Annotated in this window: 13 protein-coding genes; 9 read left to right on the plus strand and 4 right to left on the minus strand. The window is 39.0% G+C overall.

From position 1 onward, the window contains the following. From opp3b to KTJ72_RS02995, 4 genes are read left to right on the plus strand one after another with little or no spacing between them, the layout of a single operon-like run. Positions 1-930 (plus strand): oligopeptide ABC transporter permease, encoded by a 930-nt coding sequence (opp3b, locus tag KTJ72_RS02980; RefSeq protein WP_034531454.1) that lies wholly within the window; start codon positions 1-3, stop codon positions 928-930. 1 nt (position 931) lies between these two features. Beyond that, positions 932-1,951: an ABC transporter permease gene (locus KTJ72_RS02985; RefSeq protein WP_217304123.1), complete on the plus strand. Its 1,020-nt coding sequence runs from the start codon at positions 932-934 to the stop codon at positions 1,949-1,951. 9 nt (positions 1,952-1,960) lie between these two features. Continuing rightward, positions 1,961-3,007 carry an ABC transporter ATP-binding protein gene (locus KTJ72_RS02990; RefSeq protein WP_053796808.1) on the plus strand — a complete coding sequence of 349 codons (1,047 nt, stop codon included), beginning with the start codon at positions 1,961-1,963 and terminating at the stop codon, positions 3,005-3,007. Between the two features lie 11 nt (positions 3,008-3,018). Continuing rightward, positions 3,019-3,960, plus strand: coding sequence for an ABC transporter ATP-binding protein (locus KTJ72_RS02995; RefSeq protein ID WP_217304124.1), 942 nt, complete (start codon positions 3,019-3,021; stop codon positions 3,958-3,960). 45 nt (positions 3,961-4,005) lie between these two features. Here the strand turns inward: KTJ72_RS02995 and KTJ72_RS03000 are convergent, their stop codons facing one another. Beyond that, positions 4,006-4,668, minus strand: a complete 663-nt coding sequence (locus tag KTJ72_RS03000; protein WP_308438157.1) for a histidine phosphatase family protein — start codon at positions 4,666-4,668, stop codon at positions 4,006-4,008. 152 nt (positions 4,669-4,820) lie between these two features. Here KTJ72_RS03000 and helD point away from each other — a divergent pair, with 152 nt between their 5' ends. The 4 genes from helD to KTJ72_RS03020 all read left to right on the plus strand — a co-directional run bounded on the left by helD (position 4,821) and on the right by KTJ72_RS03020 (position 10,742). After that, the gene (gene helD / locus KTJ72_RS03005) at positions 4,821-7,121 is read left to right on the plus strand and encodes an RNA polymerase recycling motor HelD (protein ID WP_053796807.1); all 2,301 of its coding nucleotides are present in this window, start codon (positions 4,821-4,823) and stop codon (positions 7,119-7,121) included. Positions 7,122-7,238: 117 nt separating this feature from the next. After that, entirely contained in the window at positions 7,239-8,162 is a 924-nt protein-coding gene (gene coaA, locus KTJ72_RS03010; protein WP_054608347.1) for a type I pantothenate kinase, read from the plus strand. A 77-nt stretch (positions 8,163-8,239) separates the two neighbouring features. Next, positions 8,240-9,787: a glutamine-hydrolyzing GMP synthase gene (guaA, locus tag KTJ72_RS03015; RefSeq protein ID WP_217304162.1), complete on the plus strand. Its 1,548-nt coding sequence runs from the start codon at positions 8,240-8,242 to the stop codon at positions 9,785-9,787. 268 nt (positions 9,788-10,055) lie between these two features. Beyond that, a complete protein-coding gene (locus KTJ72_RS03020) occupies positions 10,056-10,742 on the plus strand; it encodes a hypothetical protein (protein WP_217304125.1) in 687 nt (228 codons plus the stop codon). A 192-nt stretch (positions 10,743-10,934) separates the two neighbouring features. Here KTJ72_RS03020 and KTJ72_RS03025 read toward each other — a convergent pair whose 3' ends face one another. Further along, complete coding sequence (locus KTJ72_RS03025; RefSeq protein ID WP_217304126.1) at positions 10,935-11,588, minus strand: GIY-YIG nuclease family protein; 654 nt, start codon at positions 11,586-11,588, stop codon at positions 10,935-10,937. A gap of 283 nt (positions 11,589-11,871) precedes the next feature. On the opposite strand from KTJ72_RS03025, the gene KTJ72_RS03030 reads away from it, so the two are divergent. Continuing rightward, positions 11,872-12,825: a hypothetical protein gene (locus KTJ72_RS03030; RefSeq protein ID WP_217304127.1), complete on the plus strand. Its 954-nt coding sequence runs from the start codon at positions 11,872-11,874 to the stop codon at positions 12,823-12,825. Between the two features lie 44 nt (positions 12,826-12,869). Here KTJ72_RS03030 and KTJ72_RS03035 read toward each other — a convergent pair whose 3' ends face one another. Both KTJ72_RS03035 and proB read right to left on the minus strand, forming a co-directional pair. Then, positions 12,870-14,114, minus strand: a complete 1,245-nt coding sequence (locus KTJ72_RS03035; RefSeq protein WP_249419548.1) for a glutamate-5-semialdehyde dehydrogenase — start codon at positions 14,112-14,114, stop codon at positions 12,870-12,872. Continuing rightward, the gene (gene proB, locus KTJ72_RS03040) at positions 14,107-14,922 is read right to left on the minus strand and encodes a glutamate 5-kinase (RefSeq protein ID WP_249419549.1); all 816 of its coding nucleotides are present in this window, start codon (positions 14,920-14,922) and stop codon (positions 14,107-14,109) included. The genes KTJ72_RS03035 and proB overlap by 8 nt, the downstream gene beginning before the upstream one ends. Positions 14,923-14,943: the final 21 nt, after the last annotated feature.

A 14,943-nucleotide genomic window follows, 5' to 3' on the forward strand; every position in this document is an offset into this window, starting at 1 on the left:
ATGGTTAAGTTTTTAGCAAAACGAGTTTTCTACTTGTTATTAACGTTATTCATAGTTGTCACTGTGACATTCTTCTTAATGAAGTTAATGCCAGGGACTCCATTGACTAACGAAGCCAAGCTTTCTCCAGCTGAACGTTACATGGTGTTAAAACAATACGGCTTGGATAAACCAGTTTGGCAACAATACATTAGTTACCTAGTGAACGCCGTTCAAGGTAACTTTGGAACATCATTCCAATTCAGTGATCAACCAGTTTCATACCTAATCTCAAGTCGTATGGGACCATCACTTCTATTGGGTGCTCAAGCAATGGTTGTTGGTGTTATCGCCGGTATCATTGTTGGTGCTGTCGGGGCAATCAAGAAGAGTACTTGGGTTGATACTTCAACTACTATCATCTCAATTCTAGGAATTTCAATTCCTTCATTCGTCTTCTCAGTATTACTACAATATGTAATTGCTTTGAAGTGGGGATTACTACCAATCGCCGGTTGGAGTGGATTTGCATACACAATTCTTCCAACATTAGCATTGGCAGCAATGCCATTAGCCGAATCAGCACGTTTCGTACGTACTGAAATGGTTGATGTTTTAAGTTCAGACTACATTGAACTAGCAAGAGCCAAGGGTCTAAGCAAGTTCGGTATCATCTACCATCATGCTTTAAGAAATAGTTTAATCCCATTGGTAACAATCATCGGGCCATTGGCCGTAAACATCATGACTGGATCACTAGTTGTTGAAAACATTTTCGCAATTCCAGGTATTGGTGAACAATTCGTTAACTCAGTGTTAACAAACGATTACCCAACAATCATGGGACTTACAGTTATGTATTGTTTCCTATTATGTGTCGTATTATTAATTACCGACATCGTATACGGAATAATCGATCCAAGAATCAGAGTAGCGGGGGGAAGAGAATAAAATGGCAGATAAAGCAAAACAACTACCAAAAGACGCCTTTGAACCATTATCAGATGGTGCACATTTAGATAATGAAAAAATCGCGGCTCCTTCTCTTACTTTTGTGAAGGATTCATGGCGTCGTCTAAAGAAAAACAAAGCGGCAATGATTTCACTATACATTTTGATTTTCTTATTTGTTGTATCATTTGGATCAGCATTGATTCCTGCATTCAGCAGTATTTCAACTCATCCAAACTTAAACAACTTACCACCACGTATTCCTGGAATTGACATTCCTGGATTTAACGGAACTTTAGTGCAAGGTGGAGCACGTGTTAACGCCTATACAGGTGCCGCTGCTAACCATTACTTCTGGTTAGGTAGTGACTACTTAGGTCGTGACTTGTTCGCAAGAACATTATTCGGTACTAGAATTTCACTATTAATCGCCGTTGTCGCAACTTTCTTCGATCTAACTATCGGGGTTGCTTACGGAATTATCTCAGGTTGGATTGGTGGAAAGGTTGATACTTTCATGCAACGTGTCATCGAAATCCTACTATCAATTCCTAACCTAGTTGTTATGATTCTTCTACTATTGGTATTAAAACCAGGTATTCCTGCAATCATCATTGCGATTGCATTTACTAGTTGGATCAACATGGCTCGTTTAGTTCGTGCACAAACACTTGAACTAAAGAGTCAAGAATTCGTGCTAGCTGCACGTTCACTGGGTGAAAGTTCATTTAAGATTGCTTTCAAGCACTTATTACCAAACTTAACTTCAGTGATTATCATTAATACAATGTTCACTATTCCAAGTGCAATCTTCTTCGAAGCATTCCTATCATTTATCGGAATTGGGGTTCCAGCCCCAGCTGCTTCATTAGGTACTTTGATTAGTAACGGTCAAAAGTCATTCCAATTCTTACCATATCAAATGTGGGTTCCAGCAGTCGTTCTTTCATTATTAATGATTGCATTCAACATTTTAGGTGATGGTCTAAGAGATGCATTTGACCCTAAATCAAGAGAGTAGGTGACAAGAATGGAAAACAAGGAAAACATCCTAGAAGTTAGAAATTTATCAATTAATTTCAAAACTTACGCGGGTACTGTTCAAGCCATTCGTGACATTAGTTTTGATTTAAAGAAGGGTGAAACCCTAGCAATCGTTGGGGAATCAGGTTCTGGTAAATCAGTAACTACTCGAAGCATTATGGGTTTGAACGCAACCAACGCTGATGTTGTCGACGGAAGCATCGAATTCGATGGCCAAGACATTTTACAATTAGACGAAAAAGAATTAAGTAAATTACGTGGTAGCAAGATTGCTGAAATCTTCCAAGATCCAATGACTTCATTGGACCCAACTATGAAGATTGGTCGCCAAGTTGCTGAACCACTAATGATTCACCAAGGTTTATCCAAAGAAAAAGCAATGGCTAAAGCCTTGGAAATGTTAAAACTAGTAGGTATTACTAATGCCGAAGAACGAATTAATGACTATCCATACCAATTCTCTGGTGGGATGAGACAAAGAATCGTGATTGCGATTGCGTTAGTAAACTACCCAGAAATCTTAATCGCTGATGAACCAACCACTGCGTTGGACGTTACCATCCAAGCTAAGATTCTGGAATTAATGAAGGAATTACAAACCAAGATTAACACTTCAATCATCTTCATTACCCATGATTTAGGGGTAGTTGCAGGTATGGCTGATCGTGTTGCAGTTATGTATGCGGGTAAAATCGTTGAATACGGAACTGTTGATGAAATCTTCTACAATCCAAAGCACCCATACACTTGGGGCCTATTAGGATCAATGCCTACTTTGGATACCAACGAAGATGTATTACCATCAATCCCAGGTACTCCTCCAGACCTATTGGAACCACCAGTAGGGGATGCATTTGCTGCTAGAAATAAGTATGCATTAAAGATTGACACAATTGAACAACCACCATTCTTTAAGGTTTCTGACACTCACTACGCAGCAACATGGTTGTTAGATGATAGAGCTCCTAAGGTAACTCCACCAGCTGACATCGTAAAGCGTCAAGAACACTTTAAAAAGACTAAACAAGGATAGGTGGTGACAATATGTTAGATAAAGATGCACCCAAAATTTTAGAAGTAAAGAACTTAAAACAATACTTTAACGTTGGTCGTAAAGACGAAGTTAGAGCTGTTGATGATATTACCTTCAACGTCCATGAAGGGGAAACCTTCGGACTAGTTGGTGAATCTGGCTCCGGAAAGACAACCACAGGTCGTGCAATTAGTCATTTGTATGAACCAACAGGTGGCGAAATCATCTTTGAAGGCAAAGATGTTTCAAAGCTAAAGACTAAAAAAGATGAAAAAGAATTCAGAAGTGATATCCAAACCATCTTCCAAGATCCTTACGCATCATTAAACCCTCGTATGAAGGTTAAAGACATTATTGCCGAAGGTATCGACATTAACCACTTAGCCAAAGACAAGGCTGACCGTGATGCTCAAGTCGAAGAATTATTGGAAACTGTTGGTTTGAACAAAGAACATGCCAACAGATATCCTCATGAATTCTCTGGTGGACAACGTCAAAGAATTGGGATTGCCCGTGCTTTAGCTGTTAAACCAAAGTTCATCATCGCTGATGAACCAATCTCTGCATTGGACGTGTCAATCCAAGCCCAAGTAGTTAACCTACTTAAGGACTTACAAAAGAAACGTAAGCTAACATACTTATTTATTGCCCATGATTTATCAATGGTTAAATACATTAGTGACCGTATTGGTGTTATGCACTATGGTCGTATGTTAGAAATTGCTGATGCCGATGAACTATATGCTCATCCATTACACGATTACACCAGAAGTTTACTTTCAGCTGTTCCGGTACCGGACCCTGAATTTGAAAGACAACGTAAGATCGTCGATTACGATGCAAGTGTTGAAAGTGACGGAAAGCAACGTAAGTTAGTTGAAATTGCTCCTAACCATTATGTTCGTGCTGCCGATGACGAAATTCAAATGTACAAGGATCGCTTAAACAGCTAAAAAAATAACCGTTACTTTATTAAGTAACGGTTATTTTTACGTTAATTAGACGTTTTCACTTAAGTTGTTGTAGTATTCAACGCTGATTTCACTGGCGTCAGCATTTGATACTAATTTTGAAACACTGCCGTTTTCGATTGGTTCGGAAACATCGATGGTGTCATCCTTGAATTGGTCAACAGCCCATCTGATGATGGTACCGTGAGCCGCAATCATGATGTTGTCACCGTCGTTAGCGTTTTGAATGACTTTCTTTAAGCCAGGGATGAAACGATTCAATAAGTCTTGATTGTTTTCAGCATCACCGTATGGATCGTGGGCAGCGATTAAATCGGCTGTACCACCCATACCTAGTTTGCTAATCATCTTGGCGTAATTGTCCATGCCGTCTGGTCCACCAATTTGGTGCCATGCAGCTTCACTATCGTTTCCTTCAAAGTAACCAAAGTTTTCTTCACGGAAAGCTTTATCTGCAATAGGTTCTTCAATATCTGAGGGATTTTGTTGCAATACATATTTTCCAGTATCAAAAGCACGAGGCATATCACTGGAATATGCATGATTGAATGTAATTGAGCTTAATCTTTTTCCGGCATCAATGGCATCGGCAATTCCCTTTTCAGTAAGAGGGGCGTTGGCGATTCCTTGAATACGGTTGTATTTATTTAAATAAGTTTGTCCATGACGAACAAGATAAATGTTAATCATCAGAAAAAACCTCCTGACATATTTGTATGTCTACATTTTATCATATATGGCAAGCGTAGAGAAAAGATTAGGTTAAGCCTCGATTTGCTTTTCTTTCTATCATATATGTGCTAAAATTAATAACCAAATTTTAAGATAGGAGCGTAGCTCAAATGTCTGAATCAATTAAAGAACAAGAACAAAAACACTTAAATGATGTTTTAGCGAAGGTCGAAGTTGCCAAAGCTGAAGCCGTTAAGAAAATTAATCGTGCCGAAAAAGATGAACACGATATCAATAAAAACTTCTATAATGATGTGCGTTTGAAGACCAGTACCTATTCTGGAATGATGGAAACATCAGTCTCCATTCGTCAACAACAACAAATGCTAGAAGAACGTGAAAATAGTTGGAAACATGCAACTAAGGAATACGACAAGCTTGCCAAGATGCAAGAACGTCCTTACTTTGCTCGTCTAGACTTCGAAGAAGAAGGCGAACACAAGGCAGAAACTATTTATATCGGTTTAGGTTCTTTTGCCGATAGCCCAGATCACTACTTGATTTATGACTGGCGTGCTCCAATTTCGAGTATCTACTACGATAGCAAAATTGGTAAATTGACCTACCACACACCAATGGGTGAACAAACCGTAAACGTGACTTTAAAACGTCAATTCCAAATCAAGGATGGAAAGATTGAAACCATCTTTGATACCGACCAAGTGGTTGGGGATCAAATGCTATTGGATAACCTAAATGGTAAGTCCAATACCAAGATGAAGAGTATCGTTACTACCATCCAAAGAGAACAAAACAAGATTATCAGAGATACCAAGTCAGACTTGTTATTCGTACAAGGTGCTGCCGGTTCTGGTAAGACAGCTGCGGTATTGCAACGTGTTGCCTTCTTATTGTATCAATACAGAGGAAAATTAAGTTCAGCACAAGTCGTATTATTCTCACCTAACCAATTGTTCAATGATTACATCAACCAAGTGTTGCCTGAATTGGGTGAACAAAACATGGTGCAAATGACTTACTACCAATACAGTAGTTTGCGTGTGCCTAAGTTCAAGGTTGAAACTCTTTCAGAACGTTTCGAAGAAGATAATTCAGAAGATAAGAAATTAAGAAACATCAACAACCTAAAGAACAGTCTAGAATTCTTCAAGGCTGAAACTGCCTACACTAACCACTTGAACAGTGAAGACATGAAGTTCAAGAACTTGAAGTTCCAAGACGATATCTTTATTTCAAAGGAACAAATCGCAGAAATCTACTACAGTTTCAATGAAAACTACAACCTAAGAAACCGTCTAGACGCTACCAAGGAACGCTTGATTAAGATTTTGAACCGTCGTGTCAAAGTCGAAATGAAGAAGCCTTGGGTAGAACAAGCGGTCCAAGACTTGAGTAGAGAACAAATTCAAGCCGTGCAAAATGCACATCCAGACGAATTCGAAAATGCTGATAAGGAATTCGACTTCTTAGCAAGACACATCGTTATCGGCGCCTTCAAACGTATTAGAAAACAAATCGTCCATGGTCGTTTCCTAGGTGTTAACAACCAACTAGTGCACTTCTTAAGAAACGTGCCAAACCTAATCGACTTATCCAAGTACGACCTAACCAAGGAAGACTGGACCAAGTCAGTTGATGCTTCAATCAACCAAATGAAGAACGGTCACATCTCAATGTCAGATGTTTCAGTATACCTATACCTATTCGACCGTATCTCAGGTAAACGTCCTAAGACCGACATCAAGTACCTATTCATTGATGAAGTCCAAGACTACACCGCATTCCAAATGGCATTTATGAAGTTCACTTTCCCACGTGCTCGTTTCACCCTATTAGGAGACTTGAACCAAGCTATCTTCACTCATGAAAATAGTCATACATTGCTATCAGAACTATCAACCATGTTTGATCCTGAAAAGACTAACGTTGTGCAACTTACTAAGTCATACCGTTCAACTGAACAAATCACTGACTTCACTAAGCACATTCTAGAAGGCGGTAGCCAAATCGAATCATTCGCGCGTGTTGGGGACAAACCAGTCATGCAAGTGGTTGAAAATAGGGATGCTGCTCTTGATAAATTAGTTGCTAGAATTGATAATGATAAGGAAAAACACGATACAACTGCCATTATTGTCAAAACTTTGGCTGATGCGAAGTTATTATCCGAACAATTAGACGACAGAAACGTAAAAAATACGCTTATACAGACCGAGAACCAACGTTTGACTACTGGAACCCTAGTAATACCTGCTTACCTTGCTAAAGGGCTAGAATTTGACTCTGTGGTCATGTTTGACGCAGATGACAAACATTTTGGTGACGAAGCAGACCGTCAATTGGTTTACACAATCTGTACTCGTGCCATGCATGAACTAACAATTATCGCTGAAGGAAAGCCAACTCACTTGTTTGATGTTGTGCCTAGCGATTTATATGATTTACAATAATCGCAATTAGTAACAAATAAAAGCGCCTATCCATAGGGATTAGGCGCTTTTTTGTCGTTTCTAAGATGTTCGGTGGTATTATGGACGTACTACTTTTATTTGAACGGAGGCGTAAAATTGTCAGATCCAATCAATTACTACGCATTTAAGAAAGACGAGTGGAAGGACTTATACAAGTTACGCTCGATTCCCGTTACTACCGACGGGCTAAAACAAATTAAGGCCTTTAACGATGAGATTTCGATTCAAGACGTGCGCGACGTTTACATTCCCATCGTTCATTTGTTGGACCTATGTACCCAAAACTTTAACCAATGGCAAAAGACCAAGACCGCCTTTTTGGATAAGCAAGACAGAAAGGTGCCATTTATCATCGGGATTTCCGGAAGTGTGGCCGTTGGTAAGTCAACTACCGCCAGACTATTGGAAGTATTGCTATCAAGATACTTCGAAGACAAGAAAATCCAATTAATCACTACCGATGGATTCTTGTATAATTCCGCTGAATTAAAACGTCGTGGCATCATGGACAGAAAAGGATTCCCTGAAAGTTATGACATGAAGTCATTGATTAACTTCTTAAACGAAGTGAAGTCAGGAAAGCACAACGTCAAAGCACCAGTCTACTCACACGACGTCTACGACATCATTCCAGACAAGTTCGATATCATCGATCAACCGGACGTCTTGATTATCGAAGGGATTAACACGTTACAACTACCAAGTAACCAACAAATCTACGTTTCCGACTTTACCGACTTCTCAATCTACATCGACGCCGATGATGACTTGATTGAACAATGGTACATCGAACGTTTCGAAGAGCTAATGGATACCGCATTCCAAAATCCATCTAACTACTACTACGAAATGGCTCATACCGATCGTAAGAAGGCCATCGAGACCGCCAAGGATGTTTGGCAACAAATTAATTTACCTAATTTGTTGGAAAATATTAAGCCTACCAAGACTAGGGCAGACCTAATTATTCACAAAACAGACAACCATCGTATCGATAAAATTTTGCTTAGAAAGTACTAGATTTAATTTGACGCCATTCATTTTTCTATGTATGATAAATACAATTTAATGATTGGAGAGTGAATGGTTTGGCTGAAATGGATTTATCATCGTTTGATAAAATCTTGGTGCTTGACTTCGGAAGTCAATACAATCAATTAATCACCCGTCGTATTCGTGATTTTGGTGTATATTCTGAACTAAAGCCCCATGATATGACCATCGACGAAATCAAGGCTTTTAACCCTAAAGGGATTATCTTCTCTGGGGGTCCTAACAGTGTGTATGCAGAAGATGCATTAACTGTTGATCCTAAAATTTTCGAAATGAATATTCCAATTCTAGGTATCTGTTATGGTATGCAACTAATGGCATATAACCTAGGTGGAGGACAAGTTGATGGAGAAGACCATGGACAATATGGTCACGCTGACATCGACATTACCTCTGATAATGCGGAACTATTCAAAGATTTGCCTAAGGAAGAACCAGTTTGGATGAGTCATGGAGACCTTGTTCGTAAGGTTCCAGATGGCTTTGAAAATGTGGCAACTGCGGACGGTTGCCCAATTACTGCAATGCAAGATACCGCTAGAAAGTTCTATGGAATTCAATTCCATGCGGAAGTTAGAAATACCAAGTACGGTACTGACATCCTAAAGAACTTCGTGTTTAACGTTTGTGGCGCAGAAGCTAACTGGTCAATGAATGACTTTATTGACTTACAAATCAAGCAAATCAGAGAAGAAGTTGGCGACAAGAAGGTTATCTTAGGTCTATCCGGTGGGGTAGATTCAAGTGTAACCGGTGTGTTATTGAACAAGGCCATTGGTGATCAACTAACTTGTATCTTTGTTGACCACGGTCTACTTCGTAAGAACGAAGTGAAGGAAGTAATGGATAGTCTAGAAGGCAAGTTTGGTCTAAACATCATCCAAATTGATGCAAGCAAACGTTTCTTAGACAAGTTATCCGGTGTTACTGATCCTGAACAAAAGAGAAAGATTATCGGTAATGAATTTATCGAAGTCTTCAATGAAGAAGCTTTGAAGCTTAAGGATGTTGATTTCTTAGCTCAAGGTACTCTATACACTGACGTTATTGAAAGTGGTACTAACACTGCTGAAACTATCAAGTCTCACCATAACGTTGGTGGTCTACCAGAAGACCTACAATTCAAATTAATCGAACCAGTTCGTTCATTATTCAAGGACGAAACTAGACGCTTGGGTGAAGAAATGGGTATGCCAGACTACTTAGTATGGCGTCAACCATTCCCAGGTCCTGGTCTAGGTATTCGTGTTATTGGTGAAGTTACTGAAGACAAGCTAGAAATTGTTAGAAACAGTGACTACATCTTACGTCGTGAAATTGCCGCTGCTGGATTAGATAAGGATATTTGGCAATACTTCACCATTCTACCTGGTTTTAGAAGTGTTGGTGTGATGGGTGACGGTCGTACTTACGACTACACCATCGCTATCCGTGCTGTTAATTCTATTGATGGAATGACTGCTGATTTCGCTAAGATTCCTTGGGATGTCTTATCAGAAATCTCAACTAAGATCACAAACGAAGTAGAAGGGGTAAACCGTGTAGTATACGATATTACTAGTAAGCCACCTTCGACAATTGAATGGGAATAATCTATATAAATAAGTTGAATTCAATACATTGATTTAACGGCATTTAAATGAATATTAAGGGATTTAGAGCTATTTAAATTAACATGATTCCCCCCTAAATCCCCCCCCAGAAGAGCTTTCAATTATGAAAGTTCTTTTTTTAAAATTTCTTAAACTTTATTAGATAGACAGGTTAAAAAATCAGTTATATAATTATAAAGTAATTAGAACTTTCTTTTGATCATCTTAAAAGATTAAAAGCCTAAAAAGGCATAAGGAGATAGATATTATGATTAAAGTAAAGAACGTATTATTAACAGCATTAGTAGCAACATTTATGGTCGGTGGAATTGCATCAGTTGAAGAAGCATCTGTAAACGCAAATGCTCAAACTGTACATGTACACCATGCAAAGAAACATGCTAAGAAACATGCAAAGAAACATGCAAAGAAACATGCAAAGAAACACGCTAAAAAGCACACTAAGAAACATTCAAAGAAACGTGTTGTAAAGAAACATGTTAAGAAGAGCGCTAAGAAACATATACGTAAAGTAGCTAAGAAACATGTAGCAAAGAAAGTTGCTAAGAACACTGATAACAACCCAGCAAACCCATTGGCACGTAACAACAAACGTGTTGCATTACCACAAGACACCGAATACGTAGGTTACGTATACACTTACGGTCGTGGATATAACTCAGCTAAGAACATTGGTCGAGTAGCACCATACCTAAAGCTAAAAGCTGTACGTGAAGACGGCATGTCCGATGCTAAATGGGCACAAACACAACGCGATGTTTACATGTCAAACGAAGTAAACAAAGAAGCCGCACAACAAGGTACATTCGCCCTATTTGGCGGAGACTTGAGGGAAGAATTGAACACTAATGGTTCAAGAATCGATTTCAATGCATACCAAGCAGCAGTTGAAAAGTATGGTTGGAAGCTAAAAGCCAACGCATGGGGTATCTAATGCCTCATCAACCAAGCACTATGTCACAGGGACATTCATCAGGTTAGACTCCTGATAGTGCTTTACCGTCATACGATGGCGACTACGAACGTAGTCAAACTGGGGATAACCCCCAACACCACAAAATGTCCATGAATAAAGTTAAATAAAGATCAAAAAAAGCCAATCAATTGATGATTGGCTTTTTATTTATCAAAGGTTATCATCTAGGAAATCTGACAATCCCTGTATTGATTCGTGATGTGTTGTATTTTTATATCTTTGTTCTATATTCAATACTTCATTTAAAACTCTGGTAACGGTTATTACATTTTGATTAAATAAACTATTGAAACCATTTATTGTATCTTCTTCATTAACATTATCATCAAATATATTGTCGTCTGTGGTTTTATTAATGTTTTCTAAGTAATTTGAGTAAAAATTCGAAATGTTATTTCTTGCTGTTTCAATTTTTCCTTCGAAATCGTTATTTTCTATAGGATTTTCAATCTGGGTATTGAACGCTCCCCAAATTGATTCATTTCCATTTATGTTTTTTTCAAGTGAATAGAAATAATTTTCGATATTACAGATGAAACTATCTCCAGCATGAAAATCATAATTGGAAAAACGATATATTGCTTCAACTGAACTGACATAATACTCTGGATGATTATCATCAGGATGTAGGTGTTTTATTATAACTTTTGATGAATTATTACTCCCATGAATGTGGTATGTGAGTCGCTTTTTAATATTTTTTGTTTCGCCAATATAGTATATTGGATTAGCATCTGGTACTATTCCATCTTCATCAGGAGTAGGATCAAGTCTTATTTTATATATGTAAAAATCTGTACACATGTTATCATCTTCCTTTTTGTATTAATATGGTCAATAATAATTTTATAACTAAACGTAAAAATTATAATGACAGTCGTTATTTTTAATGAAAAATTAAGGATTGAACGATGTTGGAAGTGATGGGTTTTCTAAAACACAGCGCTTTATCTGGTTTATATACATATGTCTTATTTTCATAAGAAAAAATTAAACTTCTTATCGCTTTCTTATTTTTATCTTTTTAATGGTATTATTTATAAGTGATTAAATTAATACATATGTTTTATATCTGGGGGATATTAATATGAACAAAACATTAATGACTACAATGGCAGCAGGTGCCGTCTTCGGTGCTGGTGTTGTAGCAACACAAGGCACTCAAGCACATGCGGATGCTAAGAGTGATATTCAAGCAGCACAAAACAAGGTTAATGCTGCAAAAGCAAAGGTCGACAAGTTAAGTAAGGGGACAAAGGTCACTGAAGTACAAGGTGGTATTCCAGCTCATTTGAAGCAACAAATTACTGATGCACAAAACAAAGTTAATGGCATACAACACACCTTAGATGCTGCTAATGGCGATATGCAATATTACCAAAACCAAAAAGTTATTTTACAAAAGCAATTGGATGCTGCAACAGCCAAGACAAATTCAATTAGTGATAATGACCCATCTTTCCAACAAGTATGGACCGACTTCTATAGTGTGCAATATGACATGCAAGACAATGATGCACAAATTAAAAACGCAGACGGTTGGATTGGCTCGTACCATATGGAACTACAAGATGCACAAAACGACTTAAAAGCACTTCAACACAAAGCTAAGAACTATGGCGGAAAGACTGTCACAGTTAAGAAAGTTGATCAAGCAGCCTTAGCTGCTGCTAAGAAGGAATACCAAGCCGCTGTTAAGGCATTGAAAGATGCCAAAGCAGGTAAAAGTAAGTGGAAGATTCCAGCAACCAGTGGTCATAACAAGTACACAAAGAAGGCTGCCAAGAAGGAAGCTGCCAAGAAACATGCACCTAAGAAGATCGTTAAAAAAGCTAAACAATTATTCAAGATTGATGTCAAGGCAAGCAAAGTTTACTCATACAAGACCATCGATCTACACAAATCCGGTCGTAAACTGGAAAAGAAAGGAACTAAACTACCGGTTTACAAGATTGTAAAGAAAGGTCATAAAGAGTTCTACCTAATTAAAGGCAACCGAGTAATTACAGCTAATAAGCACGACGTGATGAAAATTAAATAAACCCAAATAAAAAAGCCTAACCATTGCGGTTAAGCTTTTTTATTTTACTTTCTTGTTTGTCCGTCACCGTTAATGACGTATTTATATGAAGTTAGTGCTTCTAGTCCCATTGGGCCTCTGGCGTGGAGTTTTTGAGTAGAGATACCGATTTCGGCACCAAAACCAAATTCGAAACCATCGGTGAAACGAGATGAGGCGTTGACGTAGACGCAGGCGGCATCAACTTGTTGTTGGAATGAAACTCCGGCAGCGTAGTCGTTAGAAACGATTACTTCGGAGTGGTGAGTTCCGTGTTCATTGATGTGATCAATGGCTGCTTGTCTTGAATCAACTACCTTAATGGAGATGATTAATGCATTGTATTCTGTGTCCCAGTCCTCTGTGGTAGCCGGGATGACATCGTCTACGATTGCTCGAGTGGCTTCGTCACCGCGGACTTCAACACCACGTTCACGTAAATCACTGATGATATCTGGTAGGTAGTCATCAGCAACATCCTTATGGATTAATACCTTTTCAGTGGCATTACATACGGAAGGGCGTTGCACCTTACCATTGATGATGATGTTTCTAGCCATTTGTTTATCGGCATCCTTATCAACGTAGATGTGGCAGTTACCAGCACCGGTTTCAATCACTGGTACGGTTGCGTTGCTTAAGACAGTTTGGATTAATCGGGCACTTCCGCGGGGGATTAGGACATCAACATAATCGTTTAGTTCCATGAATGCTTGAGCCAGTTCATGGGATGGATCATCGATGACTTGAATCATGTTTGCGTCTAAGTCATTTTGCTTTAAAACATCACGTAAGATATCGGCTAAGACGACGTTAGAGTTGATTGATTCCTTGCCACCACGAAGGATGACGGCGTTACCGGATTTAAAACAAAGTCCGGCGGCATCGATTGTGACATTTGGTCTGGCTTCATAGATGATACCGACCACACCTAATGGGACACGTTGTTTGACGATTCTAAGACCGTCTTCGTTTTCCCATCCGCCGTCAATCTTAGCGGTAGGGTCAGCTAGTCCGACCAATTTGAGTAGTCCATTGGCCATGTCTGAGATACGTTTTTCGTCTAGTTTTAAACGGTCGATGAACTTGGCTTCGATTTGAGGATTTTGTAAATCCTTTTGGTTGGCAGCAATAATCTCATCGGTCTTATCGACAATCGCCTTGGCGAATTGTTTTAAGATATCGTTCTTAGTAGTGGTAGATAGGCCAGCTGATTGAAAGCTGGCTTTTTTAGCGTTTTTGCCAAATTGAATTAATTCTTGTTTATTCATTTGTACGACCCTCCATAGTTTCGGCACCGAAGTAGGTACCAACGGGGCGACCAGAAATGAAGTCGTTGATGATTGCTGGATCATCACCATTTAGGATTGCCATCTTACGGTGGTTATCCAAGATGATCTGTGCAGCGTTTAATTTGGTTTGCATACCACCGGTTCCGTATTGCGAACCGTGGCCACCGGCAACTTGCATCAAGTCATCGCTAATTTCTGGTACCCATGACAGTAGTTTTGCGTTCGGATTGTCCTTCGGGTTGGCATCGAACAATCCATCGATGTCGGATAGGATGATTAGTAGGTCGGCATCGACAAAGTTAGTCACGATGGCGGCTAGTTGATCGTTTTCACCGAAACTGGTTTGGTGATTGAATTCGTCGACTGAGACGGCATCGTTTTCGTTGATGATGGGGACGACCTTATCTTCTAAAAGGGTGTTAATGGTTTTAAGTACATTTTCACTGCTCTTAGGATAGTCAACCACGTCACGTGTTAATAGTAGTTGTGCCACGGTTTGGTCTGATTCCTTAAAACTATCGGAGTATAAATCCATTAATTCGCTTTGACCGATGGCTGATAGGGCTTGTAGTTGACCGATGTCGGTAGGACGTGTCTTTAATCCGATGGTGTTCATACCGACACCAACGGCTCCGGAAGTTACCAAGATAACCTCGTGGCCACTTTGATTTAATTGACTCAACACGGATGATAATGTGTGAATTGTTTTCATATTAATACTGTTGTCAAAATTGATGATGGAGCTGGTCCCGATTTTGACAACGATTCGTTTATATTTACTTGTCATATTCATGATCTCCTGTTCTTT

The sequence above is a fragment of the Apilactobacillus waqarii genome (assembly GCF_019061205.1).
In the GTDB taxonomy this organism is placed as follows: Bacteria; Bacillota; Bacilli; order Lactobacillales; family Lactobacillaceae; genus Apilactobacillus; species Apilactobacillus waqarii.

Bases quoted from the DNA above. Each gene is read 5' to 3' on its own strand.
- KTJ72_RS03025 (WP_217304126.1), bottom strand. From the start codon at position 11,588: ATGTGTACAGATTTTTACATATATAAAATAAGACTTGATCCTACTCCT.
- proB (WP_249419549.1), bottom strand. From the start codon at position 14,922: ATGACAAGTAAATATAAACGAATCGTTGTCAAAATCGGGACCAGCTCC.
- KTJ72_RS03035 (WP_249419548.1), bottom strand. From the start codon at position 14,114: ATGAATAAACAAGAATTAATTCAATTTGGCAAAAACGCTAAAAAAGCC.
- guaA (WP_217304162.1), top strand. From the start codon at position 8,240: ATGGATTTATCATCGTTTGATAAAATCTTGGTGCTTGACTTCGGAAGT.
- opp3b (WP_034531454.1), top strand. From the start codon at position 1: ATGGTTAAGTTTTTAGCAAAACGAGTTTTCTACTTGTTATTAACGTTA.
- KTJ72_RS03000 (WP_308438157.1), bottom strand. From the start codon at position 4,668: ATGATTAACATTTATCTTGTTCGTCATGGACAAACTTATTTAAATAAA.
- KTJ72_RS02985 (WP_217304123.1), top strand. From the start codon at position 932: ATGGCAGATAAAGCAAAACAACTACCAAAAGACGCCTTTGAACCATTA.
- KTJ72_RS02995 (WP_217304124.1), top strand. From the start codon at position 3,019: ATGTTAGATAAAGATGCACCCAAAATTTTAGAAGTAAAGAACTTAAAA.
- KTJ72_RS03030 (WP_217304127.1), top strand. From the start codon at position 11,872: ATGAACAAAACATTAATGACTACAATGGCAGCAGGTGCCGTCTTCGGT.
- KTJ72_RS03020 (WP_217304125.1), top strand. From the start codon at position 10,056: ATGATTAAAGTAAAGAACGTATTATTAACAGCATTAGTAGCAACATTT.
- helD (WP_053796807.1), top strand. From the start codon at position 4,821: ATGTCTGAATCAATTAAAGAACAAGAACAAAAACACTTAAATGATGTT.
- KTJ72_RS02990 (WP_053796808.1), top strand. From the start codon at position 1,961: ATGGAAAACAAGGAAAACATCCTAGAAGTTAGAAATTTATCAATTAAT.